Source organism: Paraburkholderia solisilvae (genome assembly GCF_902859875.1).
In the GTDB taxonomy this organism is placed as follows: Bacteria; Pseudomonadota; Gammaproteobacteria; order Burkholderiales; family Burkholderiaceae; genus Paraburkholderia; species Paraburkholderia solisilvae.
Genome location: NZ_CADIKF010000025.1, coordinates 13997 through 37913, shown reverse-complemented (window position 1 = coordinate 37913; position 23917 = coordinate 13997). Strand labels below are relative to the sequence as shown.

Genomic DNA, 23917 nt, shown 5'->3' with positions numbered 1-23917 from the left:
GGCGAGCGTCAGCCTCGGCCAGCGCGGACCAGCGCCACGCGCGGCCAGCTAGATGCCGTTGATCAGGCCGGTGAGGATGTCCGCGGCTATCATGGCTGCCGCATTCAGCGGCGCGGGCCGCTCGGCCGGCTTGAACACCGCGTCGCCCCGGCGGATCTTGCGGCGCGATACCGCACACGTTCCTGAAGTGTGCGCCGAGCGGCGGCGCCAACGCTGTTCGCCATAGTGGCATTTGCCGGGTTCGACCCAGCGAATCACCAGCGTGTTTTCGGAGCGCTCGAGAATCTCGATGCGCAAGCCGTTGGCACCGATCAGTGGTACGCACTCTAACGTCGTCATGGCCGGCTCCGTAAATTCGGGTGTGCCCGAATGTAGTCCCGTCGGCGCGGCTGCGCCATTGTGCGGGCGTTGAAATACTGTTGCCTGATTCGAAATAATGAGGATGAAAGCGTGTCACGGAACGGCAATATGGGGCTGTGCGCTGCGCGGCGCCCGATCGATCCCATTCCCGCAACACGTTCTTGTATCCCGTGCGCGCCTGCACAAGCCGCCGGGCGGGGCACTCCCGTCCTTTAAGATGTGCAGACCGGCGGACTGCGCGACGCGCGGCGCGCTTGATGCGCGTGCGTGGCGAACAGTCCTCGCCCCCCCATAACACATGAAGAGGCCATATGATTCCACGCCCGCCCGCCGTTCCGCCGGGGCACCCGTCGCGTGTGCCGCCCGGCGGCGATTTACCGGGTCGCCGCAAGATGCAGCACTTCGCGGCGGCGGCGCTCTATACCGCACTGGTGTTGCTTGCGTTATGGATCGTGCGCGATTTCATCCCTGCCGTCGCATGGGCCTGTGTGATCGCCATCTCGCTGTGGCCAGCCTTTCGCAAGCTTGAACGTCAGCCTGTGCTCAACGGGCGAACCACGGTCATCGCGACACTCCTGACGGTCGTGATAGCGATCGTGCTCGTGCTGCCGATCGGCATCGGCATCGCGCAGGCCGCCGCGGAGGCGCACGACGTGACCCTCTGGTTGCGCAATGTCGAGCAGAACGGCATTTCGATGCCGGACTTCATCACGCATCTGCCGTTCGGGTCCGAACAGGTCATGAACTGGTGGAACATGAACTTAGGACAGCCGCTGAAGGCGTCGCCGGCGATGAAGGGACTGCACGGCAACGCGGTCGTCACGTTCGGCCGGCACTTCGGCGTGCGTGCCGCCCATGCATTGATGCTGTTCGGCTTTACGCTCGTCACGCTGTTCGTCATCTTTCAGGCCGGACCGAGCCTGTCAGGCGCGCTGCTCAAGGGCATGCGGCGCGCGTTCGGCACAGACAGCGCGCAGCTTGCCGAACGGATGGCCGCGGCGGTGCGCGGCACGGTGTCCGGGCTGGTGGTGGTCGGGATCGGCGAAGGCGTACTGCTTGGCGTCGCCTACGCGATGACCGGCGTGCCGCACGCGGCGCTGCTCGGCCTCATCACCGCGGTCGCCGCGATGCTGCCGTTCTGCGCGCCGGTCGTGTTCTGCGGCGCGGGCTTATGGCTGTTTATCGAAGGCGGCACGGCGGCCGCGATCGGCCTCGTGGTGTTCGGCTTCGTGCTGGTGTTCGTCGCGGAGCACTTCGTGCGGCCGGTGCTGATCGGCAACTCGACGCGGCTGCCATTCCTGCTCGTCCTGTTCGGCATCCTGGGCGGCGCGGAAACCTTCGGGCTGCTCGGCATTTTCATCGGGCCCGCGCTGATGACGGTGCTGATGGTGCTGTGGACCGACTTCGTCCGGTAGGCGCGATCCAGCCATTCGGTGCGCTTACTGATTCCCGCTGACGGTTGGCTGCCTGTCAGCAAACGTGCCGTCAGGCCGCCTTTATGCACGACAGCGCATATTTAAGCGCGGCGGGCAGCAGCGCCGCCCACACATCCCAGTTATGTCCGCCGCCGATAATTCTTAACGCGGCCGGGTTGCCCGCCTCGCGCAAATGCGTGTAGAGCGCGGAGGCTTCCGCCTGAATGACAAGGTCGTCATCGCCTGATGCGATGAACATCGGCAGCCGGTAGGGCTGGCTCATATAGCGTTGCCAGAGCGCGGGGTAGTTCAGCGCGTGCCAGACGTCGATATCGAAGCGCCGCTCGCCGAACACGCCGACGCGCCGCGCGGCCGACTGTGGCGGCGGCTCGGTCGCGTAGATCGCCGGGCTCAGCAGCAGCGCGCTGCAAAAGCGGTCGGGCTCGAGCATCGCGTAGCGCAACGCGCCGAAGCCGCCCATCGATACGCCGCCGATCACGCGGCTCTTGCGGTCGGCCGACACCGCGTAGTGCGCTTCGATATATGGCAGCAGTTCGCTGAAGAACGCGGTTTCGATTTTCTCCTTGCGATCGACATACCAGTCGGTGCCGCCTTGCGGCATCACGATCACCACCGGCGCGATCTCGCCGCGTGCGATCAATGTATCGGCGGTGGTTTGCAGGCGGCCCTGCGTGATCCAGTGCCGCGCATCGTCGTCGTTGCCGTGCAGCAGATACAGCACCGGGTAGCGCGCGCCATCGGCGCGATACCCTGGCGGCAGATAAACCACGTAGCCCCAGTCGCGCTGCAGCGCATTCGAATGGAGTACACGGGCGTCGACCGTGCTGCCGGGCGCCGCGACATGGCCCGCGGTGTTGACGTTGCTTGTGGCGCCCGCCGCGCTGCCTGGCGCAGCGCGCGTCATGACGTCGTGGCTCACCGCGGCGGCCGCGTTTGAGGCGGCGGCCAGTGCGGTTGCACAACAGATGAACTTCTTCGATAACCGAACCAGTCTGCGCATGGACGAAAGAAAAGCAAACGACGCGAGCGGTAGTGAAGGTCGCGCGTTAGCCCGACGAATTGCCGAGCCGCGGCGCGAAGACCCGTGAAATCGGCGCCGAGGCCTTCGCCACCGCGATCAGCGCACCGATCGCCACGGCGTCCGCCACGAGGCCGAGCGGCACGTTGAGGTAGCCGTCGGTCGCCTTGTACAACAGCGAATCGACGATAAGGGAAATCACCGTGCCCGCGACGAAGCATAGCAGTCCCTTGCGTCCCACCTGACCGACCCACGGCGCGCGTTGCGCGAGCTTGCCGACCCAGCCGGTGCGGATCAGGTGCGCGGCGAGCCATGCGATCGCGACAAAGTTCGCCACGCGCAGCGACGACAGATTCTGCTTGAGGCTGCCGGCAAGCGGCGCGGTTTCGATAAAGAGCTTGTAATACGCGCCGGCCGCGACCGCGCCGACCGCCAGTACGGTGACGAGCCAGCCGAGACGGTGCGCACGCGTGCGCTCGTACACCGGCTGGCAACGCGCCAGCACGCCGAGCACGAACATCAATTGCCATGCGCACGGGTTGAAGTCCCACTGCGTGCCGTCGACGATCGGCAGACCGCCGGCAAGCAACGGCGCGACGGCCCATAACGCGAGACTGCCCGCGAGCAACTGCCACGGCCTGCTGCGCGCAAGCGGCAGCACGGCCGGCACCGACAGCGCGAAAAACGCGTACATCGGCAGGACCGACGCGAGATAGGGCTGACGCCGGAGCAACAGCAGGTCGCCGAGCACCGGCGCGGGAGCATCGAGCAGATCGTCGAGGTCGGTGGTCGCGAGGTTCGGCGCGTCGACGCTCAATGCGCTCAGCACCGCCGTGACGATCAGCATCAATACGGCGGTCACGAGAAACGCGCGGTACAGCTCGAGTGCGCGCCACAGGAAGCGTTGCCGCGCGATCGCTTCGGTATGCCGTTCGGCGAGCGAGCGGTACGCGGTGGCCGTCGCGAAACCGCCGAGAAACACGAACACTTCGGCGGCGTCGCACAGCGCGTACGCGTGCAGCGTGAAGCGCGACAGGATGCTGCCGCCGATGTGATCGACGACGATCACGAGCAGCACGAGTCCCCGGAAAAAATCGAGTTCGACAAGACGGGATGACGTTTTTTGCATGGTGTGCGAGGCGGTGCGGGGCGAAGCGCGTCGCCGGCGAAAGTGACGCAAGGGACGCAAGGGACGAACCGGCCGAATCGATCCGGCCGTTGTGCTGCGCCTTTACAGGTTCGAAAGCGGATCGGACGGCATCCGCAGCGACACACGGCGACATGGGGTGACACGCGGCAACCCGCACGCAATGCGTGTGAGCGCCGATGTCGCGACCCACGGAAAGACCCCGAAGCGACACGGCGAGTTCCGGCTGCATGCGCGCGCGATTGTTCGAAAGTGTTTCAGGAGGTTACGCAAAGCGCGCTTGCATACGTGTCGACGCGTGTCGCCTGATGTGCGCGCGCGTTGCATTGCCATCATCGATAAAAAAGAGATGGGCATTTGGCGAAAACGGTTCGGAAATTGGCCGAACGCGCAGCGGTCGCGCTTTTACGATGGGCGGCTCTTTAAAGCGAGGCGTTCAGTTTTTCCACTACGCGCAGTCCGGTCCGTTCACGGCCGGCTGATCGCCGGTCCGGCGAACCCGCAAGCAGTGGAAAGCAGGCTGAATCTATTTCCATGTTGTGCAGGATATCGAAAGGTGCGCGCGCAACGGCTTCGGTCCGTTGCGGACTGGCGCTGGCGGTGGTCATGTCCGTGCTGTGCGCGTGCTCGGTTGCGCCCGGCATGCGGATGCAGCGCGATAAGGCGGCGCCGCAAGGCGCGGCCGACGTCACGGCTACGCGCGCCGATGCCGGCAGCGCGAGCGGCGTGCCGATCCATGAAATCGACGCAGCGCTGGTCGAGCAGATGCGGGCCGGCGCCGCCGATGCGATAGCGCCTGCTCTTTTTTCGACCGCGCGCCCGTACACGCTCGGCGCCGGCGACGTGTTGCAGATTACCGTGTGGGACCACCCGGAGCTCGCGGCCGCACAAGGCGCGCAGACGCAGGCCCAGGTGCGGGCCGCGGACGCGCCCGCGGGCTTTGTCGTCGACGATTCGGGTGGCATCCAGTTTCCGTATGCGGGCAGCGTGCATGTCGCGGGACTCAAGACCGACGAAGCGCGCGATCTGCTCGCGCGCCGGCTCGCGAGCGTCTTTCGCAACCCGCAGGTGACCGTGCGCGTGGCGTCATTCCGTTCCGCGCAGGTCTACGTGGACGGGGAAGTGCACGCGCCCGGCGTGCAGCCGATCAACGACATTCCGATGACGCTTTACGAAGCGGTCAGCCGCGCAGGCGGCTTCACGGCCGCTGCCGACCAGAGCCGCATGGTGCTGGTGCGCGACGGCCGTTCGTATCCGGTCAATCTGTCGCAACTGTTCGAGCAGCAGAAGAACCCCGCGAAGATCGTGCTGAAAGACGGCGACTTGCTGCGTATCGTGTCGCGCGACGAGAACGGCGTATTCGTGATGGGCGAGATCAACCATCCGGCGACCGCGGTGCCGATGAAAACCGGCCGGCTCACGCTAAGCGATGCGTTGTCGCAAGCCGGCAGCGTGAACCAGACGAGCGCGGATGCGGCGCACATGTACGTGATTCGCGGCGCGCTGTCCGGCACACCCAGTGTGTATCACCTCGATGCGAGTTCGCCGGTTGCGATGCTGCTCGCCAATCAGTTCGAGTTGCAGCCGAAAGACGTCGTCTATGTCGATAGCACCGGGCTCGCGCGCTTTAGCCGCGTGCTGACCCAGTTGCTGCCGATGATCAATACCGGCCTGACGGCCGCGGTGGTCGGCAAATGAGCGGCGCCGTGCTGATCGTGTGTACCGCGAACGTATGCCGCAGCCCGGTCGCGCAGATTCTGCTCGCGAACCGGATGCCGGGCGTCGCGGTCGCGTCGGCCGGACTGCGTGCGAGCGCGGGCCGCGGCGCCGATGAGCGCGCCGTGCAGTTGATGGCAAGACGCGGCCTCGATCTGAGCGCGCACACGGCGACGCCGCTTGTGCAACAGCACGTGCGCGACGCCGCGCTGATTCTGACGATGACGCGCGAGCAACGCGCGACGCTGATCGGCGACTGGCCTGATGTGCACGGCAAGGTTCATCGTCTTGGTGAGGCCGGCGGCTTCGATGTGATCGATCCGTACCGCCGCGATCCTTTTATTTTCGAGCTGGCGATCGCACAGATCGAACAAGGGCTCGCCGATTGGCACAGCGCCATCGACCAACTGTGCCGCTAATTCATGTCTACGCAAGCTCAATACGGTTCGGACGCGCACGCAGCGCCCGATGAAGTCGATCTGTCGATGGTCGCGGCAGTCATCCGCGAGAACGTCACGCTGATCGCATGCGTGAGCGCGGCTGTGCTGGTGCTCGGCGCCAGCTATGCGCTGCTCGCGTCGCCGAAATATCGCGCCGACGCGATCGTGCAGGTGGACGACAGCACAAGTCTCGTCAACGACAAGCTCGGCGACCTCGCCGCGCTGTTCGACGGCAAGGCGACCACCGAGGCCGAGATCGAGCTGATCCGTTCGCGTCAGGTGGTCGAGTATGCGGTGCACACGCTGCATCTGGATATCGATGCACGGCCGCGCTATGTGCCGCTGATCGGCACATGGTTCGCGCGGCGCGCGACGCCCGGCCGGCCCGGCGCGCCGCTATGGGGGCTGCGGCGCTTCGCCTGGGGCGGCGAAGTGCTGCGTGTCGCGCAATTCGACGTGCCGCCGGCGCTGTACGACCAGCGCTTTACGCTGCGCGCGGGCGCAGGCGGCGCGTACACGCTGATCGATCCGGACGGCGCGGTGGTCGCGACCGGCAAGACCGGCGACACGGTGAACGGACAAACGCAAGCCGGCCCGGTGCGCCTCGTGGTCGACGCGTTCGTGGCGCACGAGGGCACCGAGTTCACGCTCGCGCGCGCGTCGCGGCAGCTGACCACCGAGGCGCTGCAAAACGCGCTCGACGTCAAGGAAAAGGCGCGTCAGTCCGGCGTGATTTCGATCGTGCTGGAAGGCAAGGACAGCGAACGCACCGCGCAGACCGTCAACACGATCGCGCAACGCTACGTGCAGCGAAATGTCGACCAGAAGTCCACCCAGGCGCAGCAGATGCTCGATTTTCTCGACCTGCAGATGCCGCGTCTGCGCGCGGACCTCGATCACGCGGAGCAGCGCTATAACGCGTTTCGCAATCAGCATGGCACCGTCGATCTCGAGGAAGAGACGCGGCTGCTATTGCGCTCGATCGTCGACGGCAAGGAAAAGATGCTTGTGCTGCAGCAGCAGCGCGACGAACTGGCGCCGCGCTTTGCGCCCGGTCATCCGTCGCTGGTCGCGCTCGATGCGCAACTGGCCGGCCTGCGGCGCGAGCAGAGCAGCCTCGAGCAGCAGGTGAAGGCGCTGCCGGACATGCAACAGGTCGCGCTCGGCCTGCAGCGCGACGTCGAAGTGAACACCGAGTTGTACACGAAGCTGATGGACAGCGCGCAGCAATTGCGCGTGCTGCGCGCCGGACAGCAGGGCAACGCGCGCATCGTCGATTTCGCGGTCGTCGCCGAGCAGCCGGTCAAGCCGCGCAAGGCGCTCGTGATCGGCGCGGCGGCGCTGCTCGGTCTCGCGCTCGGCGTGAGCGCGGCATTCGTGCGGCGCTCGCTCACGCGTGGGCTCGAGCACGCGCGCGATATCGAGCTGGTCGCGGGCGTCCCGGTCTATGCGTCGATTTCGCACAGCGCGCGCCAGGCGAAGCTGCAACGCGCGGCGCGGGGCGCACTCGCGGTGCTCGCGGTCAATGCGCCGCAAGACATTGCGGTCGAGGGCATTCGCAGCCTGCGCACCGCGCTGCAATTCCGCATGGGCGGCGATGCCATCAACAACGTCGTGATGGTCACCGGGCCGCGGCCCGGCGTCGGCAAGTCATTTCTGTCGCTGAATCTGGCCGCGGTGCTGGCCGCGGCAGACAAGCGCGTGCTGCTGATCGACGCGGATCTGCGGCGCGGCAGCCTCGATGCGTATGTCGGCATTGCCCGCGTGCCGGGCCTCGCCGACCTGCTCGCGGGCGCGCCCGCACACAGCATCGTGCAACGCGCGGTGGCGCCGGGACTCGACGTGCTGTCGCGCGGCACCAGCACCGCGACGCCCGCGGAGCTGCTGATGGCCGAGCGCTTCACGCAGGCGATCGAACAGTTCTCGCGCGAATACGACGTCGTGATTATCGACACGCCGCCGGTGCTCGCGGTGACCGATTCGATGCTGATCGGCAAACACGCCGGGACGACCTTGCTCGCGATGCGCCACGGCCGCCATTCGGCCGCCGAACTGCGCCATGCGATGCGCCTGCTCGGCAGCGCGGGCGTCACGGTCAGCGGCATCGTGCTGAGCGACGTGCCGCAACGCGCGACTGCTTACGGCGGCTTTTCGCCGTACGAGAGCGTTGCGCAATGAACCGACTTCAAAACGGCTTGAAAAGCGCGGACCGCCGCGCACGGAGCGAAGAGCACACGGGAGCGGATATGAACAAGAGAGTATTGCTCGCCTTCGGCACGCGGCCCGAAGCGATCAAGATGGCGCCGCTCGTGAGGCGGCTCAATGAGACGGACGGCGTCGACTGCTTTGTCTGCGTGACCGGGCAGCATCGCGAGATGCTCGATCAGGTGCTCGAACTGTTCCACATTCGCACGCACTTCGACCTGAACGTGATGAAGCGCGGCCAGGATCTGTACGACATCACCGCGTCGATCATGCAGGGCATGCGCGACGTGATTCGCGACAGCCGGCCGGACCTCGTGCTGGTCCACGGCGACACCACGACGACGCTTGCGTCGTCGCTCGCGGCGTTCTATCAGCGCGTGCCGGTCGGGCACGTCGAGGCGGGGCTGCGCACCGGCGATCTGCTCTCGCCGTGGCCGGAAGAGGCCAATCGCAAGCTGACCGGCGCGCTGGCCGCGCTGCATTTCGCGCCGACCCAGCGCGCGCGGCAGAACCTGCTCGCGGAGGGCATCGACGATGCGCGCATCGCCGTGACCGGCAACACCGTGATCGACGCGTTGCTCGAGGTGCGCGCGCGCCTCGCGCGGGAGCCGGCGATGGCGGCCGCGGCGGATGCGGATCTGCCGCGTCTTGCGTTCGGTCGGCGCGTGCTGGTGGTCACCGGACACCGCCGCGAAAGCTTCGGCGCGGGTTTCGAGCGGATCTGCGCGGCGCTCGCGCGGATTGCGCACGCGCGGCCGGAGGTCGAGATCGTCTACCCGGTGCATCTGAATCCCGCGGTCCGCGAGCCGGTGAACCGGCTGCTCGGCGGCATTGCGAACGTGCATCTGATCGAGCCGCTGCAGTACCTGCCGTTCGTGCGGCTGATGGATCGCGCGACCGTGATTCTGACCGACTCGGGCGGCGTGCAGGAAGAAGCGCCGTCGCTCGGCAAACCGGTGCTCGTGATGCGCGATACCACCGAGCGCCAGGAAGCGGTCGACGCGGGCGTCGTCAAGCTCGTCGGCACCGATGACGCGGCGATCGTCGCGGGCGTGCTCGCGCTCTTCGACGACCCGCACGCGTGCGCGGCGATGACGCGCGTCGCGAATCCATATGGCGACGGTCATGCGGCGGCGCGCATCGTCGATGCGCTGCAGGCCGTCTGGCGCAGCGACGCCGGTCTTTGCACGGCGCGCGAGGCAATCCACCCATGACGGCCGGCAGGGCCGCTCACGAAGATCAACCAGGAAGGGGAACCGTATGGACTTCGAAGTCATTTCAGTAATCGGACTTGGCTACATTGGCCTGCCGACCGCCGCCGCATTTGCCGCGCGGCGCAAGCGCGTGATCGGCGTCGACGTGAATCCGCTCGCCGTCGACACGATCAATCGCGGCGCGATTCATATCGTCGAGCCGGAGCTCGACATGCTGGTGCACGCGGTGGTGTCACAAGGATACTTGCGCGCAACCGCGACGCCGGAGCCCGCCGACGCATTTCTGATCGCCGTGCCGACGCCGTTCGCCGAAGATCACAAGCCTGATCTCGCGTACATCGAGGCGGCGAGCCGCGCGATTGCGCCGGTCTTGAAGAAGGGCGACCTCGTGGTGCTCGAGTCGACCTCGCCGGTCGGCGCGACCGAGCAGATGGCGCGCTGGATGGCGGACATGCGGCCCGATCTGACGTTCCCGCAGCAGGCCGGCGAAGCATCGGATATCCGCGTCGCGCACTGTCCGGAACGCGTGCTGCCGGGCCATGTGATTCGCGAACTGGTGGAGAACGACCGCGTGATCGGCGGCATGACGCCGCGCTGCGCCGAAGTGGCGCGGGCGCTGTATCAGATCTTCGTGACCGGCAACTGCGTGCTGACCGATGCGCGTACCGCGGAAATGTGCAAGCTGACCGAGAACGCGTTTCGCGACGTGAATATCGCGTTCGCGAATGAGCTGTCGCTGATCTGCGAGCGGCTCGATATCAATGTGTGGGAGCTGATCCGCCTCGCCAACCGTCATCCGCGCGTGAATATCCTGCAGCCGGGGCCGGGTGTCGGCGGCCACTGCATCGCGGTCGATCCGTGGTTTATCGTCGATTCGGCGCCCGATGCGGCGCGCCTGATCCGCACCGCGCGTATCGTGAACGACGACAAGCCGCGCCATGTGCTCGAGCGGATCGCGCGCGCGACCACGCGCTTCAAGGAGCCGGTGATCGCGTGCCTCGGGCTGTCGTTCAAGGCCGACATCGATGATCTGCGGGAAAGTCCGGCGCTGGGCATTGTCCGTGAACTCGCCGAAAGCGGCGTGGCGCGCGTGCTCGTGGTCGAACCGAACATCGGCGCGCTGCCGCCGGCGCTGGCCGGCAAGGCCGAGCTCCGGGCGCTTCACGACGCCGTCGCGGTGGCGGACGTGGTTGTGATTCTCGTCGATCACACGCCGTTCAAGCGCATCGATCCGGTGCGTCTGCAAGCGAAGGTCGTGATCGATACGCGCGGTTTGCTGTCGCATGGATAAGCCGATGCGCGGCGCGCGTGCCGAACGGCTGCGCCGTCGCGCGCGGGCGCGGATGCGGACCTGCGACGCGGCGGCCGTGCCGCCCGCGGGCGCCCGCGTGAGCCGCAATGTCGCGATCATGATCGTGTCGTTCGTGGCGAACTATGTCGCGTCGTTTGCGACGTTTCCGTACCTGACGCGCGTGCTCGGGCCGGCGCCGTTCGGCGTGCTCGCGTACGGTGTCGCGCTCGCCACCTACGGCACCCTGCTGACCGAATGGGGCTTCGGGCTGAGCGGTCCGAAAGCGGTGGTCGATCGCGCGGGGCGCGCTGCCGCGCTCAATGAGCTGATCTGGTCGGTGAGCGCCGCCAAAGTGTGTCTGTGTGTCGTGTCGTTTGCCGGGCTCGCGGTGCTGCTCGCCTGTACGCCGCACGATCCGGCGACCCGCTCGGTGATCCTGCTGTCGTGGTTCGGCGTGCTCGGCAATGCATTGACGTTGTACTGGCTGTTCCAGGGGCTCGAGCGCTTCGGTCTGATTGCAGCGATGGTCGTGATCAATCGTGGCGTCACGCTGCCGCTTACGTTCTGGCTCGTGAAAGGGCCGCAGGACGTCGCGCTCGCTGCGGCGATTCAGGCGGCGGGGCCGGTCGTGGCCGCGCTGCTGTCGCTGGCTATCGCCTGGCGACTGGGGGTGCTGTGCGCGCCGCAACTGTCATGGCGCGCGATTGGCCGGCAACTCGCGGACGGGGCCGACTCGTTTGTGGCGAGCGCATCGGTCAGCCTGTTCGGCGCGGCGAACACGATTCTGCTCAAAGCATCGGCCGGCACTTATCAGGCCGGTCTGTACGCCGCGGCCGACAAGCTGCGCACGGTCGGCAATCTGGTGCCCGCGCAGCTTTGCGCGGTGCTGTATCCGCGCATCACGGCGCTGTTCGCGCATGATCGCGCGGCGGCCGCCAGGCTGACCGCGTTCGGCGCAGCCGTCACGCTGGCGCTGTCGGCGGCGGGCGCCGCGTTCTTTATCGTCTGGTCGAAGCCGCTCGCGCATCTTGTGCTCGGCGGCGAATTCAGCGGCGCCGCGCCGGTGCTCGCGCTGCTGTGTGCATCGACATTGTTCGGCAACCTCGCGTACTTCATCGGCCTTCAGGTGTTGATGCCGTTTGGCGACGGCCGTGCCCGTTCGCGGATGATTCTCGCCGCGGGCCTGCTCAATGTCGCCTTGAGTGTTGGGCTTGTGCCGCGCCATGGCGCGCAAGGCGCGGCGAGCGCATTTCTGATCGCGCAAGCGGCGCTGCTCGTGTTCTATCTGGTGTCGATTGTCGGCAATGCGCAGCGGCGCGCGTATGTCGCCGCATCGTGGAGGCGCGGATGAACGGCGCCGCACGCGCGCCCGCGCAGGACGGCGGTGTGCCGCGCACGCTGCGCGTGCTGCATGTCGGCCCGGGCCGCGGCCAGCGCGGCGGAATCGCCTCCGTGCTCGCCGAGCTCGGCACGCAGCGCGCGCGCTTTGCGGATGCGTCGATCGCGCTGTCGTTCTTCGAGACGCGCGGCTTCAAAAGTATCGCGGCGCTTGGCGCATTCGTGTTCGCGGATCTGCCGCGCTATGTGTTCGACGCGCTCCGGCATGCGGATATCGTGCATTTTCATGTGTCGGTGCGTGGGTCGTTTTATCGCAAGCTGGTGCTGTGGGCGCTGGCGAAACTGCGCGGCAGGAAAACGGTTTTCCATTTGCATGCGGGTAATTTCGAGCCTTTCGCGACGCAGGCGGGGCCGCTCACGCGTCGCGCGATTGCGTGGTTCGTGCGCGGTTGCGACGCGGCCGTCGCGGTGTCCAGCCCGATCGCCGGCGAGATGCGGCGGCTCGGGGCGGATCGCCGTACGCTGCATGTGATCGGCAATTCCGCGCGCGATGCGCAGGCCGCATCGGACGCATGCAGCGCGCAGCGCGAAGCGCACGGCGACGCGGCGTCGGGCTATGTCGCGTTTGCCGGCCGCTTGACCGAGCAGAAGGGGATCGACGACCTGCTGAGCGCCGTCGCGCTGCTTGCCGACGATGGCTACTGCGTGCCGGTACGCTTCGCCGGCGGCGGCGATATCGCGCGCTGGGAACGGCTCGCGCGCGACTATCGGATTGACGATCGCGTGCAGTTCGTCGGCTGGCTCGACGGTGACGCGAAGCTTGCGTTCTATCGGAATGCGCGCGTGTTCTGCATGCCGAGCCACTACGAGTCGTTCGGTATCGCGACGCTCGAGGCGATGTTCTCGCGCGTGCCGGTGGTCGGCACGCGGGTCGGCGGTTTTCTGGATCTGATCGAAGACGGCGTGTCCGGCTTTCTGGTCGAACCGTCCGATCCTCATGCGCTGGCATTGCGTTTGAGGCTTCTGATGAGCGACGCGCAGTCGGCCAGGTCGATGGGGGAGGCGGCCTTCGCGAGAGCCCGCCAGCGCTACTCGTGCGAAGCGATTGTCGAGCGCTATATCCACTGCTATCGGTCGGTGATCGCACATGCGCACGTGCGAGCGCGTCGCGGAGACGTACGGTGATGGCCGGCACGTTTTGGGTTCGCAGGCTTTCGCGTGTCGCGCTGACGTTGAGTGTGCTTGCGTCGGCCGGCGCCGTATCCGTGAACGCGGATGAATCGCGCGCACCTGGCGCCATGGATGCGCACCCCTACGCATACGAGACGCTGTACGAGACAGACTGGCGGCAAGGTCTGGATTCGCGCGTCGGCGTGCAGACGAACCCGGGCGGCATCGCGATCGTTGCCGATCCGGCCGATCCCGCACGCCACGCGCTGCGCGCGCACATCGAGCGCGGCGAAAACTATGCGGCGGTCGCCAACGGCGTGCCGCGCGCGGAGTTGCTGTTTCCCGCTCCGGTGCGGTTCGAGCAGGGCCGCGACTACCTGATTCGCTGGAGCACCTGGTTGCCGGTGGACTTCCGGTTCGACTCCCAGCAACTGATGATCATCACGCAAATCAACCAGGGCAAGTGGATCGGCGCGCCGACGCTTGCGCTCGCGCTGCAGGGCACGCGCTATGCGATATCCGGGCACGGCGGCGTGCGGCACGACAGGGTGTCGGCGGGCAAGTGGCTGTGTTGTGCGGATACCGATCGCGGCCGATGGGTTCATTGGGCGATCCGTTACGTGCCGGATGAGACCGGCCAACGCGCGCTCACTGAACTGTACAAGGATGGCGAGCGCGTCTTTGCGGCGAGCGGTGTGCCAAATGCTTACCCGGGCGTTCAGGATGCCTACCTGAAGCTTGGACTCTACAAGCCCAACTGGAACGTCAAGCCGTCTGACGTCGCGACGAGCACGGTTCTCTACGGGCCGTTGTCCGTATTGCGCCGCTGATCGTGAGCATGACCTCTCCCATCATCGACGACCCTGCTCGCCACCCGCCCGCACGCTTATGAAACGTATCGAACTCTTCGCTTGCCAGATGGATGTCGCAACGATGGACGAAACCGTCGCGTGGATCGGACAGCGTATCGCCGCGCGGCAGTTTACGCAGCATGTCGTGGTCAATGTCGCGAAGCTCGTGCATATGCAGCGCGATGCCGAACTCGCGGCATCGGTGCGCGCGTGCGACATCGTCAATATCGACGGTATGGGTGTCGTGTGGGGCGCGCGTCTGCTCGGGCATGACGTGGCGGAACGCGTGGCTGGTGTCGACCTGTTCGACCGGCTGCTTGCGCATGCGGCCGCACACGGCTACCCGGTGTTTCTGCTGGGCGGCACCCCGGTCGTGGTGGCGCGAACGGCGCAGGTGTGCCGCGAGCGTCATGCGGGGCTGAAGATTACCGGTTACCACCACGGGTACTTCTGGCACGACGAGGCGGCGGTGGCCGACGCGATCCGCGCCTCCGGCGCGCGTTTGCTGTTCGTCGCGATCACATCGCCGAAGAAGGAAAACTTCATCAATCGCTGGAAGCAGGAACTGGGCGTCGATTTCGTGATGGGCGTCGGCGGCACCTTCGATGTGATGGCCGGCAAAGTGAAGCGTGCGCCGCTGTGGATGCAGCGTTGCGGCCTCGAGTGGCTGTTTCGCGTGCAGCAGGAACCGCGCCGTATGTGGCGGCGCTATCTCAGCACCAATAGCCGCTTCGCGTTGATGCTCGGCAAGGCGTGGCTAACCATGCCTCGTGGCTAAGGCGGCAGGAGTGGTCAGAGTGGAACATGCGCTGGACGCGCCGTTAAGCGTAAGCGGCACACCACGCAGCGCGCGACGGCATGCGCAGCCGTGGACGCTCGTGTTGTGCGTATACCTCGCGTATAACCTGCCGGGGTTGATCGATATGCCGTGGTCGAAGGTGGACGCGTATGACAAGCATCTTTGCTGGAACCTGTTCGGTCTCGGCCTGCTGGGACTTGTGCTTGGCTATGCGCTAGCCGGTATCGTGTCGCCGGACCGTGCGCGGCATCGTGTGCGCCCGTTGCAGCCGCGCACGTCGAAGCAGCTGACGTATGTATTCTTCGTGCTCTTTGCCGGCTGCGTCGCGTTCGAAATTGCCGCGAACCGCGGCATTCCGCTGCTGATGGGCGAATCGCGCTTCGGCAATTCGGCGCTCGTGTCGAACCTCGCGCCGCTCTACGGTTTCTGGCTGCTGGTGCGCACGATCTCCGATCTCGAGACCGGCCGTAAGCCTGGCCTCATGCAGCCCGCGATCTATCTCGCGGGCGTTCTGCTGCTGGGCTACCGGTCGCCGGTGCTGGCGTTTGTCATCGTCGGCTATGTGTATTTCGTGGTCTTCAGGGTGCCGGCACGCCGCGCGCTGCTGCTCAGTCTCGTCGCCGCGTGCGTGCTGGTCGGCTTTGCGGCCACGTTCGCGATGTTCCGGGTCGCGCAAAGCTACGATGTCGAACGCTTTTTCACCAATATCGACTTCCGGTTTATCGGCGAGCATCGCTACCTGCTGCCGTTCGTGCCGGTGCTATCGATGCTCGATGCGAGCCAGAACACCGTCGCGTCGCTCGGCAGTTCGATACACGATCACCTGTATGGCCGCCTGCTGCTCAGCAACTTCGAAACCTTTCTGCCGGGCAAGCACTGGGGGGCGCGCAATATCATCGGCGACCTGACCGGCGCGCGCTGGATTGCCGGGCGGCCGATGAGCATCACGCCGACGCTGCAAGGCGCGCTCTATGTCGACTTCGGTTACGCGGGCGTGCTGGCCGGCTTCTTCGGCATCGCGTTCTGTATCGTGCGGCTGCATGCGTACGCGCTGCGGCACGGGGTGGTCGCGCGGTTCAGCTTCTGCTATCTGCTGACGCTCGTGCTGATGTCGATCCACTCCGGTTACTGGGACGTCAATTGCGTGTTCTTCCTGCTGTTCCTGATCGCGATCAGGATCTTCGACCATCTGAAACTGCTCGCCCGCCATTCGTGAGTGCGCCATGATCGTTATCTTCCGCCTGTCCCGTCTGCTGTACCGCATGCGTGTGCCTTGCCTGCCCTGGCTGCTCAAGGTGCTCAATCGCGTCCTCTTTTCGGTGTCGCTGCCGCCGTCGGTCGAGGTGGGGCGCAACGTGACGTTCGGTTATCAGGGACTTGGCATCGTCGTGCACCGGCATGCGGTGATCGGCAACAACGTGATCGTCGCGCCGAATGTGGTGATCGGCGGACGGGGCCGGGCCGGTGCGCCGGTGATCGAAGACGATGTGCTGATCGGCGCCGGCGCGTGCGTGCTCGGCCCGGTGACGGTCGGCCGCGGCGCGCAGATCGGCGCGAATGCCGTGGTGATGGCGGACGTGCCGGCCGGCGCGACCGCGGTCGGCGTGCCGGCGCGAATTGTGCGCCGGTAGTGAGGCCGTGGTGCGTCCGCAGCGCGCCCATAGCGCGAGAGGCGCGAGGCGAGAGGCGAGAGGCGAGAGGCGAGAGGCGAGAGGCGAGAGGCGAGAGGCGAGAGGCGAGAGGCGAGAGAGGCGCGACGGTGGACAGGCGGGGCCGCCGCCGCGTGCCGGCAAGCGGCGGTAAGGTCAGTACGCGTTGCTGCCCGCGAACCCGTGCACGAGCGTCATCCCGATGATTTTCAGGTCGAAGCCGAGCGTCCAGTGCTGGATATAGTGAATGTCGAACATCACCCGCGCGGCCATTTTTTCGACCCGTTCGGTCTCACCGCGATAGCCGTTCACCTGCGCCCATCCGGTGATGCCTGGCTTGATCCGGTAACGGTACATGTAGTGCGCGACGAGATGCTTGTAATACTCGTCATGCTCGACCGCATGCGGCCGCGGACCGACCACCGACATCTCGCCCTTCAGCACGTTGATGAACTGCGGCAGCTCGTCGAGGCTCGTGCTGCGCAGAAAGCGGCCGATACGCGTAATGCGCGTGTCGTTGCGGCTGGCCTGCGTGACTTTGCCGGGCCGGTCGGCGCCCTGATACATGGTGCGGAACTTGTAGATCGAGAACACCTCGCCATTCATGCCCTTGCGGCTTTGCCGGAAAAACACCGGGCCCGGCGACGACCACTTCACCGCAAGCGCGATCGCGGTCATCAGCGGCGCCAGCCCGATCAGCGCGCACAGTGCAAAGAGACGATCGAACACCGCTTTGGGCAGCACGCGCAAGCCGCGTTCGGGCGCCGCGACCACATTGAGCACCGGCATGCCGAGGCAATCGACAATCGCGGGCTCCGGCAGCGCGCGCCCGTCCAGCGCCGGGACGATGCGGATATTGACGAAATCGTCGCGGAACATATCGACGACCTGTTCGACGCTGGCGGCGTCGTCACGCGCGTCGATGATCCACAGTTCGTTCACGCGATGCGCGCGCACCAGTTGTGCGAACGGCTCGAGTTGCCGCACCGCGGGTACCTGTGCGACTAGCGTATCGCGCTCGAGCGCGGTGTCGAGGATCAGCTCGAGCGAAAATGCGGCGCCGCGTTTCGATGCGAGCCGCGCCGCCAGTTCGCGGCCCTGTTCGGCACGCCCGACGATGGCCACCGGCGTGCGGCCGTAGCCGCGATTGCGCAGTGCGTGCAGAACGGCGTACAGCACGAAGCGCAGCATCAGCATCAGCGCGGCGGTGAGCCCGGTCCAGAAAACGATCCAGTGGCCGCGCAGGTCCGCGTGCGGATATTTGCTGGAAACGAGTGCGACCGCCAGTTGCGCCGCGAGCCAGGCGAACAGTGCGCGCGACGTGGAGCGCACCGCGCCGCCGCTGTGGCGCGAGCGACGGACGCCGAGCAGATGGAACGCGAGCAGGGCGAGCAGACCGAACAGATCGTCGAGATGCGACGGCGGCGCTGTGTCGCTGTACGCAAGCGATCGCGCGATCAGCGCGCCGGCGACGATCATCGACAGATCGCCAATTTTCAATGCGAGAGAAAACATGGGACGCGAGACGAAGAGCGTTCAGGATACGAAGGGTGTCGCGACGGTGCCGTGACGCGACCGGGCATCGGTCGCGTGCGCTCAGACACGAGCGCGGCGCGCGCGACTGCGGTATTCGGTCGGCGAGAGATGCACGACTTGCCGGAACAGGCGTGCGAGGCACTCGCCGCTCGTCAGCCCGCAGCGGCGGGCGATCTTGTCGATCGGCAGATCGCTTTGCGCGAGCAAGGTCGATGCGAGTTCGACACGGGTGCGGCGCAGATGCTCGGAGGGCTTGATGCCCATCTCCGCGCGGAAATGCCGCAAATACGAACGCTCGCTCATGCCCGCGTGTTGCGCGGCGGTCGTGATCGAAATACGCCGGTCGCAGTTGCGGGCGATCCACTGCGCGCTATCGCGAATCTTCTGCGCGACGGGTTCGTGGGTATCGAGCGCGATCGATACGGGCTTCGGCAGGCTGGACCAGGAAAGCTGCGTGGCCACGTCGCGCGCCGCGTCCGCACCGAGGTCGCGACGCACCGCTTCGAGCGCGGCCTGTACTGCTTGCACTGCCGATGGTGTCGATGGTGTCGATGGTGCCGACGGCGCGGACAAGGCGGCTGGTGCGGCTGGAATGCGCGCGGCGCGGCGCGTCATCGCGACGCGTGCTTTTGCGGCATCGAGGAGCGCGCTGCCGGCGCCGATCGCGCACACGGTTTCGACGGCTTCGCTTGCGTCGCGCAGCCACGCGATGAGCCGCTCGCGCGCCGCGCCGCTTGCGCCTTCGCCGCCGGCGACGAACAACGCGCGAAAGCCGCGTGTTCCGGCCGTGTGTTCGGGAAGTTTCTGTGTGAGGACCGCGACGCGCAGCGAGCTGACCACCTGCTCGCCGCCCACCGACAGAAAGACCGTTTTATAACGCGGCGCCGCTGCACCGGTATCGAGCCGATTGGCTTTTTCGAACACGTCGGCGACTTCGGCGGCCTGCAACAGCGAGAATTGATCGAACAGCACGATGCCGATCAGGTGCGGTGCGGTACCGGATGGCGGCCCTGCCGGCGTAAAAGCGAATTCGACCAGACTCATCTTGATGCATCTCCACTTGACAACGGATACGCTGAGCTAGCCGCCTGTGATGTCAGTCGGCTTGACGGCGGTGTGTCTCATGGCACACAACGCCGACTCTAGCGTCGAGGGGGGAGCATAAAGAGCGCGATGCGAACGGAATATAGGATCACTCTGATTTGGTCTGCAGAATAGTCCGAAGATGCTGAATAGATTGATAAACGTCAACGTGAGCGCAGGTCGAGGCGATGCCGGCTGTTGCGCTCAGGCGCGCGAAAAGCTTGCGAAATGTCGCGGCGAATGCCGGGCAGGCTTACGCGGGATGGTACGGTCTGGTGGCGCGATGAGGTGGCGCGATGAGGCGGCGCAGTCGGGCGTGAGCGCGCGTGCCGTACGTGAGTTGGCCTGTCCGGCACGGCGTCGCGATTCGCATCAGCCTTGCGGATAGGCCGCGCCGAGCAGTTCCGCGAGCCAGTCGATGACGATCCGCACACGCGGCGCCAGATGACGGCCTTGCGGGAACACAATCGACGCGGGCAGCGGAGGCGCCTTCCACGCTTGCAGCACTTCGACCAGTTGCCCCGACGCGAGCAACGGTTCGAGGCTCGCGTGCGGCGCCTGGATCAAACCGAGTCCGGCGACGCAGCAACCCAGATACGCGTGCGCACTATTGACGGATACCGCGCTGCTCATGCTGACTGTGCGCAATTCCCCGTCTTCCTCGAATTCCCAATCGAGGTCGCGGCCGGTGCGGTTCGAAAAGAAACCAACCGCGACGTGGTCGGCGAGGTCGTCGAGCGTTTGCGGCACGCCATGGCGCTCGAGATACTGCGGCGCTGCGCAGTGCAACTGCGCAAACTCGCCGACGCGCCGCGCGACCAGCGACTGATCGCGAAGCACGCCGACGCGCAGCGCGCAATCGATACCGTCGTCGATCAGGTCGACCATGCGATCGGTGGCGCTCAGCACGATGCGCAGATCGGGGTAGCGCGCGAAAAAGCCGGGCAGCGCGGGAATCACCGTATGCAACGCGATCCGCTCGGGCAGATCGACGCGCACCGCACCGCGCGGACCGGCGGACGCATCGGCAAATAGCGATTCGGCATCGTCGAGATCGGCGAGCACGCGGATGCAGCGCGCATGGTATGCGGCGCCTTCGTCGGTCAGCGCGACGCGGCGTGTCGTGCGCTGCAACAGGCGCACGCGCAGATGCGTTTCCAGATATTGAATCGCATTGCTGACGGTCGGACGCGGCAATTGCATCTGCTCGGCCGCCTTCGTGAAGCTGCCGAGCTGCGCGACGCGCACGAACACTCTGATTGCCTGCAAGTGGTCCATCCGTGGAACTCCTGATTCGCTGACGGCCGCCTCTGCATCAAGGTGGCCAAGATGATCGACTGCTTGATTGTTAGCGCGCTTCGACCAGACTGGTCGAATGCGCGGCGTTTATCGCACGCCGCGCGCCACGCAGAATTCGCTTCGAGCCCTGCGGGACCCCGCAGCCGGCCGCAAACACGCAAGCCATTCATTCGGAGCACATCATGAATACCCGTCGACTGGGCCGGCAAGGTCCGCAAGTTTCCGCCATCGGCCTCGGCTGCATGGGCATGTCCGACCTGTACGGTCACGCCGATCGCGATGAAAGCATCGCGACGCTGCATGCCGCGCTCGATGCCGGCATCACGCTGCTCGACACCGGCGACTTCTACGGGATGGGTGACAACGAAATGCTGATTCGCGAAGCATTGCGCGGCCGCACACGCGAGAACGTCGTGATCAGCGTGAAGTTCGGCGCGCTGCGCGACCCGAGCGGCGGCTGGGCGGGCAACGATGGGCGGCCCGCGTCGGTGCGTAATTTTCTCGCATATTCGTTAAAGCGCCTGGGCGTCGACTATATCGACATTTATCGTCCGGCGCGACTCGACCCGAACGTGCCGGTCGAGGACACGGTCGGCGCGATCGCGGATCTCGTCAGACAGGGTTATGTGCGGCACGTCGGCTTGTCGGAGGTCGGCGAAGAGACGCTGCGCCGCGCCCATGCGGTGTCGCCGGTCAGCGATCTGCAAATCGAGTATTCGCTGATGTCGCGCGGCATCGAGAGCGGCATTCTGCGCACCTGCCGTGAGCTCGGCATTGGCGTGAGCGCGTACGGCGTGCTGTCGCGCGGACTGCTGAGCGGCCGGTGGTCGAAGGAGCGCACGCTGGAGCGCGATTTCCGTGGCACGAGTCCGCGGTTCCAGGGGGAGAATCTCGAGCGCAATCTGCAGCTGGTCGACAAGCTGCGTGAGGTCGCGCAGGCGCACGGCGGCAACCCTGCGCAACTGGCGCTCGCTTGGGTGCTCACGCGTGGCGACGATATCGTGCCGCTGGTCGGCGCCCGCCGCCGTTCGCAACTGGACGACGCGCTCGCTGCGCTGCAGGTCGCGATGAGCGCCGATGAACTCGCGCAGATCGAGGCCGCGGTGCCGGCAGATGCTGTTTCGGGTACGCGCTACAACGAAATTGGCATGCGGCATCTCGATAGCGAACGGCGCTCGGCGCACTGACCGAGGCGCGGCATGCGATTGCCGGCGAGCGTGGTCTCCCATGTCACGCTTGGTCGTCCGTCTGTTCTTGCAGAAATTCTTTGCTGCGCGCGAGGCTCGGGCCGCCTCGCGAAGCCGTAGCGCAAGGTGCGACGCCGATGCGACGCCGATGCGACGCCGATGCGACGCCGATGCGACGCCGATGCGACGCCGATGCGACGCCGATGCGACGCCGATGCGACGCCGATGCGACGCCGATGCGACGCGAGGTCGCTGACAGGCGCGATTCGATCGGGTTCCCAGCGCGCGACTTTCTTCATCAATTCTCATCCCATCGCCTCAAGACCCGCATGCCGCTTAAGTTTTACGGCGATCTGCCGTTAGGAATTAAAGGCCGCAGCGCGAACCCGCCGGCGTGGGTGATCGCGCGTCGCGGTGTGCGCATCGCGCCGCGCCGCACAATACAGCCGTTAAACAGTTGTATCGAAGTGTTCGGCAGTGTGCTGTTTCGAGGCGCGCTGCCTTTACAATTCTGCTGGAATTTTAATCGCCAATCTGGCCCTTTTGACGAGGGATCGCTGCACCGAGCCGCGGCTTCGTCAAGCCCGGCAAACGCCGATGGTCACGCTGGCATCGCCGCGGACGTCGTGTTTGCCGACGAACCTGGAGTAAGACATGTCGAATCGTCGTTTCGACAGAGGCGCGGTTGGCCTGGTAGCGGTGGCGCTGGCCGTCGCAATGGGCGGCTGTGTGGATGTGGCGCAGCAGCAAGGCGCAGACGCGGTATCCGGGGTGCGGGCCGCATCCGCACCGGACGCGGCCGCCGCTGCGTCCGATGCCGCGGCCGCGGCCATTGCACGGGCGGCCTCGGCGCCTGCGCCCGCCGCAGCGAAGCCGGCCACGCAGGTGGCCGTCGCGAAGCCCGCCACCTATAAGGTGCGGCGCGGCGACACGCTCAAGCGGATCGCGCAGAAGCACGACATCACGGTCAAACAACTGCTCGCGTGGAACCGCCTGAAGGCGTCGTCGCGTGTGAAGCCTGGGCAGACGTTGATCGTTTCGTCGCCGGACGCGGCACACGGTGCTTCAGTTGCGGCAGCCGGTTCCGCGACAGGTGTGGCGGCAGGCGCGGCGGCAAGCACGTCAACGAGTGCAGCACCAAATTCGGCAACCGGCGCGGCAACCAGCGCGCCGACTTCCACTGCGGGCAGCACACCGGCCGCGGATGCGGCTTCCGCTGCCGCGCAGTCATTCGCTAGCGCTTCGTCCGTCCCGCCGCCGACGCCCGAGGAAGCCCGCGAAGTGTCCGCCGCGCTATCGCGTCATGCGAGCGGCGTGGCGCTCGCGTGGCCCGCGCAGGGCAGCGTGGTCGAGGGCTTCCAGCCGGGCGAGACGCGCGGCATCGAGATCGGCGGCAAGCCCGGCGACCCGGTGCGCGCAGCCGCCGACGGCAAGGTGATGTACGCGGGCACCGGGCTCAACGAGTACGGCAGCCTGATCATCGTGCAGCACAACAAGGACTTTCTCACTGCCTATTCGCACAATCGCAAGCTGCTCGTGAAGATGGGCGATATCGTCCGCAAGGGTCAGCAGATCGCGGAGATGGGCAGCGAGAACAACTCGCGCGTATCGGTCGGTTTCGAGGTGCGGCGCGACGGCAAGCCGGTCGATCCGATGCCTTATCTGCCGCACAGTCGCGGGTAATTGCACCACGCTGACGGTGCGAATGTAGCAGAGCATGGCGGCCGACCGGGCATTCGCGCAAAACGAATGTTGCTCAGGGTCTATAGAACACATCGCACATAGCGTCTGCGCTGCGCAATTCACCGATCGTGAACCGCGGCGTCGAATCGAACCTGGCGATGTTCGCGAGCACCGGCATCTTCACCGCGTTGACGGACTGGCCGGTTAGGGTCGCGCCACAAACTCCAGATCGTCGGGCCGTCGCGCAGCGCAGACTCGCGCAGCGTGCTCCAGCGCATGCGGTGGCCACCTTCGCATAGCCTTATGGCACAACGCGTCACATGCGGGCGCAAACGTCCCACCCGGTACCCATGAATGGCTCGCGTTGTTCGTCGTCGCTGGCCGACGACGCCTGAGCATCATTCAGCTTTTTAAAGTCGATCCACAGACAGGGCCGTGACCATCTCAGTTTGAGATGCAGCTATCGCGAACCTCTATTTCCTGTGCGCGAACAGA

19 protein-coding genes and 1 pseudogene are annotated in these 23917 nt (G+C 66.1%); 14 read left to right on the top strand and 6 right to left on the bottom strand.

The window, feature by feature from the left end:
• Nucleotides 1-48: 48 nt before the first annotated feature.
• Nucleotides 49-339: a DUF3331 domain-containing protein gene (locus tag HV675_RS16740; RefSeq protein ID WP_175112045.1), complete on the bottom strand. Its 291-nt coding sequence runs from the start codon at nucleotides 337-339 to the stop codon at nucleotides 49-51.
• Nucleotides 340-671: 332 nt separating this feature from the next.
• Between HV675_RS16740 and HV675_RS16735 the strand changes: the two genes are divergently transcribed.
• Entirely contained in the window at nucleotides 672-1775 is a 1104-nt protein-coding gene (locus HV675_RS16735; protein ID WP_175112044.1) for an AI-2E family transporter, read from the top strand.
• Nucleotides 1776-1845: 70 nt separating this feature from the next.
• Here HV675_RS16735 and HV675_RS16730 read toward each other — a convergent pair whose 3' ends face one another.
• Nucleotides 1846-2700 (bottom strand): alpha/beta hydrolase, encoded by an 855-nt coding sequence (locus tag HV675_RS16730; RefSeq protein ID WP_246270339.1) that lies wholly within the window; start codon nucleotides 2698-2700, stop codon nucleotides 1846-1848.
• Between the two features lie 142 nt (nucleotides 2701-2842).
• Nucleotides 2843-3943: an OpgC domain-containing protein gene (locus tag HV675_RS16725; protein WP_175112042.1), complete on the bottom strand. Its 1101-nt coding sequence runs from the start codon at nucleotides 3941-3943 to the stop codon at nucleotides 2843-2845.
• Between the two features lie 624 nt (nucleotides 3944-4567).
• Here HV675_RS16725 and HV675_RS16720 point away from each other — a divergent pair.
• The 11 genes and pseudogenes from HV675_RS16720 to HV675_RS16670 all read left to right on the top strand — a co-directional run.
• The gene (locus HV675_RS16720) at nucleotides 4568-5659 is read left to right on the top strand and encodes a polysaccharide biosynthesis/export family protein (protein WP_246270328.1); all 1092 of its coding nucleotides are present in this window, start codon (nucleotides 4568-4570) and stop codon (nucleotides 5657-5659) included.
• Nucleotides 5656-6096 carry an arsenate reductase/protein-tyrosine-phosphatase family protein gene (locus HV675_RS16715; protein WP_175112040.1) on the top strand — a complete coding sequence of 147 codons (441 nt, stop codon included), beginning with the start codon at nucleotides 5656-5658 and terminating at the stop codon, nucleotides 6094-6096. Before HV675_RS16720 ends, HV675_RS16715 begins: the two co-directional genes overlap by 4 nt.
• A gap of 3 nt (nucleotides 6097-6099) precedes the next feature.
• Nucleotides 6100-8295: a polysaccharide biosynthesis tyrosine autokinase gene (locus HV675_RS16710; RefSeq protein WP_175112039.1), complete on the top strand. Its 2196-nt coding sequence runs from the start codon at nucleotides 6100-6102 to the stop codon at nucleotides 8293-8295.
• A gap of 68 nt (nucleotides 8296-8363) precedes the next feature.
• On the top strand, nucleotides 8364-9536 hold the full coding sequence (wecB, locus tag HV675_RS16705; RefSeq protein WP_175112038.1) for a non-hydrolyzing UDP-N-acetylglucosamine 2-epimerase: 1173 nt from the start codon (nucleotides 8364-8366) through the stop codon (nucleotides 9534-9536).
• 46 nt (nucleotides 9537-9582) lie between these two features.
• Nucleotides 9583-10827, top strand: a complete 1245-nt coding sequence (wecC, locus tag HV675_RS16700) for a UDP-N-acetyl-D-mannosamine dehydrogenase (RefSeq protein ID WP_175112037.1) — start codon at nucleotides 9583-9585, stop codon at nucleotides 10825-10827.
• Nucleotides 10820-12178, top strand: a complete 1359-nt coding sequence (locus HV675_RS16695; protein WP_246270327.1) for a flippase — start codon at nucleotides 10820-10822, stop codon at nucleotides 12176-12178. The genes wecC and HV675_RS16695 overlap by 8 nt, the downstream gene beginning before the upstream one ends.
• Nucleotides 12175-13350: a glycosyltransferase family 4 protein gene (locus HV675_RS16690; RefSeq protein WP_175112036.1), complete on the top strand. Its 1176-nt coding sequence runs from the start codon at nucleotides 12175-12177 to the stop codon at nucleotides 13348-13350. The genes HV675_RS16695 and HV675_RS16690 overlap by 4 nt, the downstream gene beginning before the upstream one ends.
• The gene (locus HV675_RS16685) at nucleotides 13350-14165 is read left to right on the top strand and encodes a heparin lyase I family protein (protein ID WP_175112035.1); all 816 of its coding nucleotides are present in this window, start codon (nucleotides 13350-13352) and stop codon (nucleotides 14163-14165) included. The genes HV675_RS16690 and HV675_RS16685 overlap by 1 nt, the downstream gene beginning before the upstream one ends.
• 58 nt (nucleotides 14166-14223) lie before the next feature.
• On the top strand, nucleotides 14224-14964 hold the full coding sequence (locus tag HV675_RS16680; protein WP_175112034.1) for a WecB/TagA/CpsF family glycosyltransferase: 741 nt from the start codon (nucleotides 14224-14226) through the stop codon (nucleotides 14962-14964).
• A gap of 19 nt (nucleotides 14965-14983) precedes the next feature.
• Nucleotides 14984-16201 (top strand): oligosaccharide repeat unit polymerase, encoded by a 1218-nt coding sequence (locus tag HV675_RS16675; protein WP_175112033.1) that lies wholly within the window; start codon nucleotides 14984-14986, stop codon nucleotides 16199-16201.
• Nucleotides 16202-16208: 7 nt separating this feature from the next.
• A pseudogene (locus HV675_RS16670) lies at nucleotides 16209-16607 on the top strand (serine O-acetyltransferase); the annotation flags it as partial.
• A gap of 183 nt (nucleotides 16608-16790) precedes the next feature.
• On the opposite strand, the gene HV675_RS16665 reads toward HV675_RS16670, so the two are convergent.
• The 3 genes from HV675_RS16665 to HV675_RS16655 form a co-directional block, all read right to left on the bottom strand.
• Nucleotides 16791-18149, bottom strand: coding sequence for an undecaprenyl-phosphate glucose phosphotransferase (locus tag HV675_RS16665; protein ID WP_246270325.1), 1359 nt, complete (start codon nucleotides 18147-18149; stop codon nucleotides 16791-16793).
• Nucleotides 18150-18230: 81 nt separating this feature from the next.
• Nucleotides 18231-19214, bottom strand: a complete 984-nt coding sequence (locus HV675_RS16660) for a helix-turn-helix domain-containing protein (protein ID WP_175112031.1) — start codon at nucleotides 19212-19214, stop codon at nucleotides 18231-18233.
• A gap of 411 nt (nucleotides 19215-19625) precedes the next feature.
• A complete protein-coding gene (locus tag HV675_RS16655; protein WP_175112030.1) occupies nucleotides 19626-20531 on the bottom strand; it encodes a LysR family transcriptional regulator in 906 nt (301 codons plus the stop codon).
• A 203-nt stretch (nucleotides 20532-20734) separates the two neighbouring features.
• On the opposite strand from HV675_RS16655, the gene HV675_RS16650 reads away from it, so the two are divergent.
• Nucleotides 20735-21739, top strand: a complete 1005-nt coding sequence (locus HV675_RS16650) for an aldo/keto reductase (RefSeq protein WP_175112029.1) — start codon at nucleotides 20735-20737, stop codon at nucleotides 21737-21739.
• A 654-nt stretch (nucleotides 21740-22393) separates the two neighbouring features.
• Complete coding sequence (locus HV675_RS16645) at nucleotides 22394-23422, top strand: peptidoglycan DD-metalloendopeptidase family protein (protein WP_175112028.1); 1029 nt, start codon at nucleotides 22394-22396, stop codon at nucleotides 23420-23422.
• Nucleotides 23423-23917 lie beyond the last annotated feature (495 nt).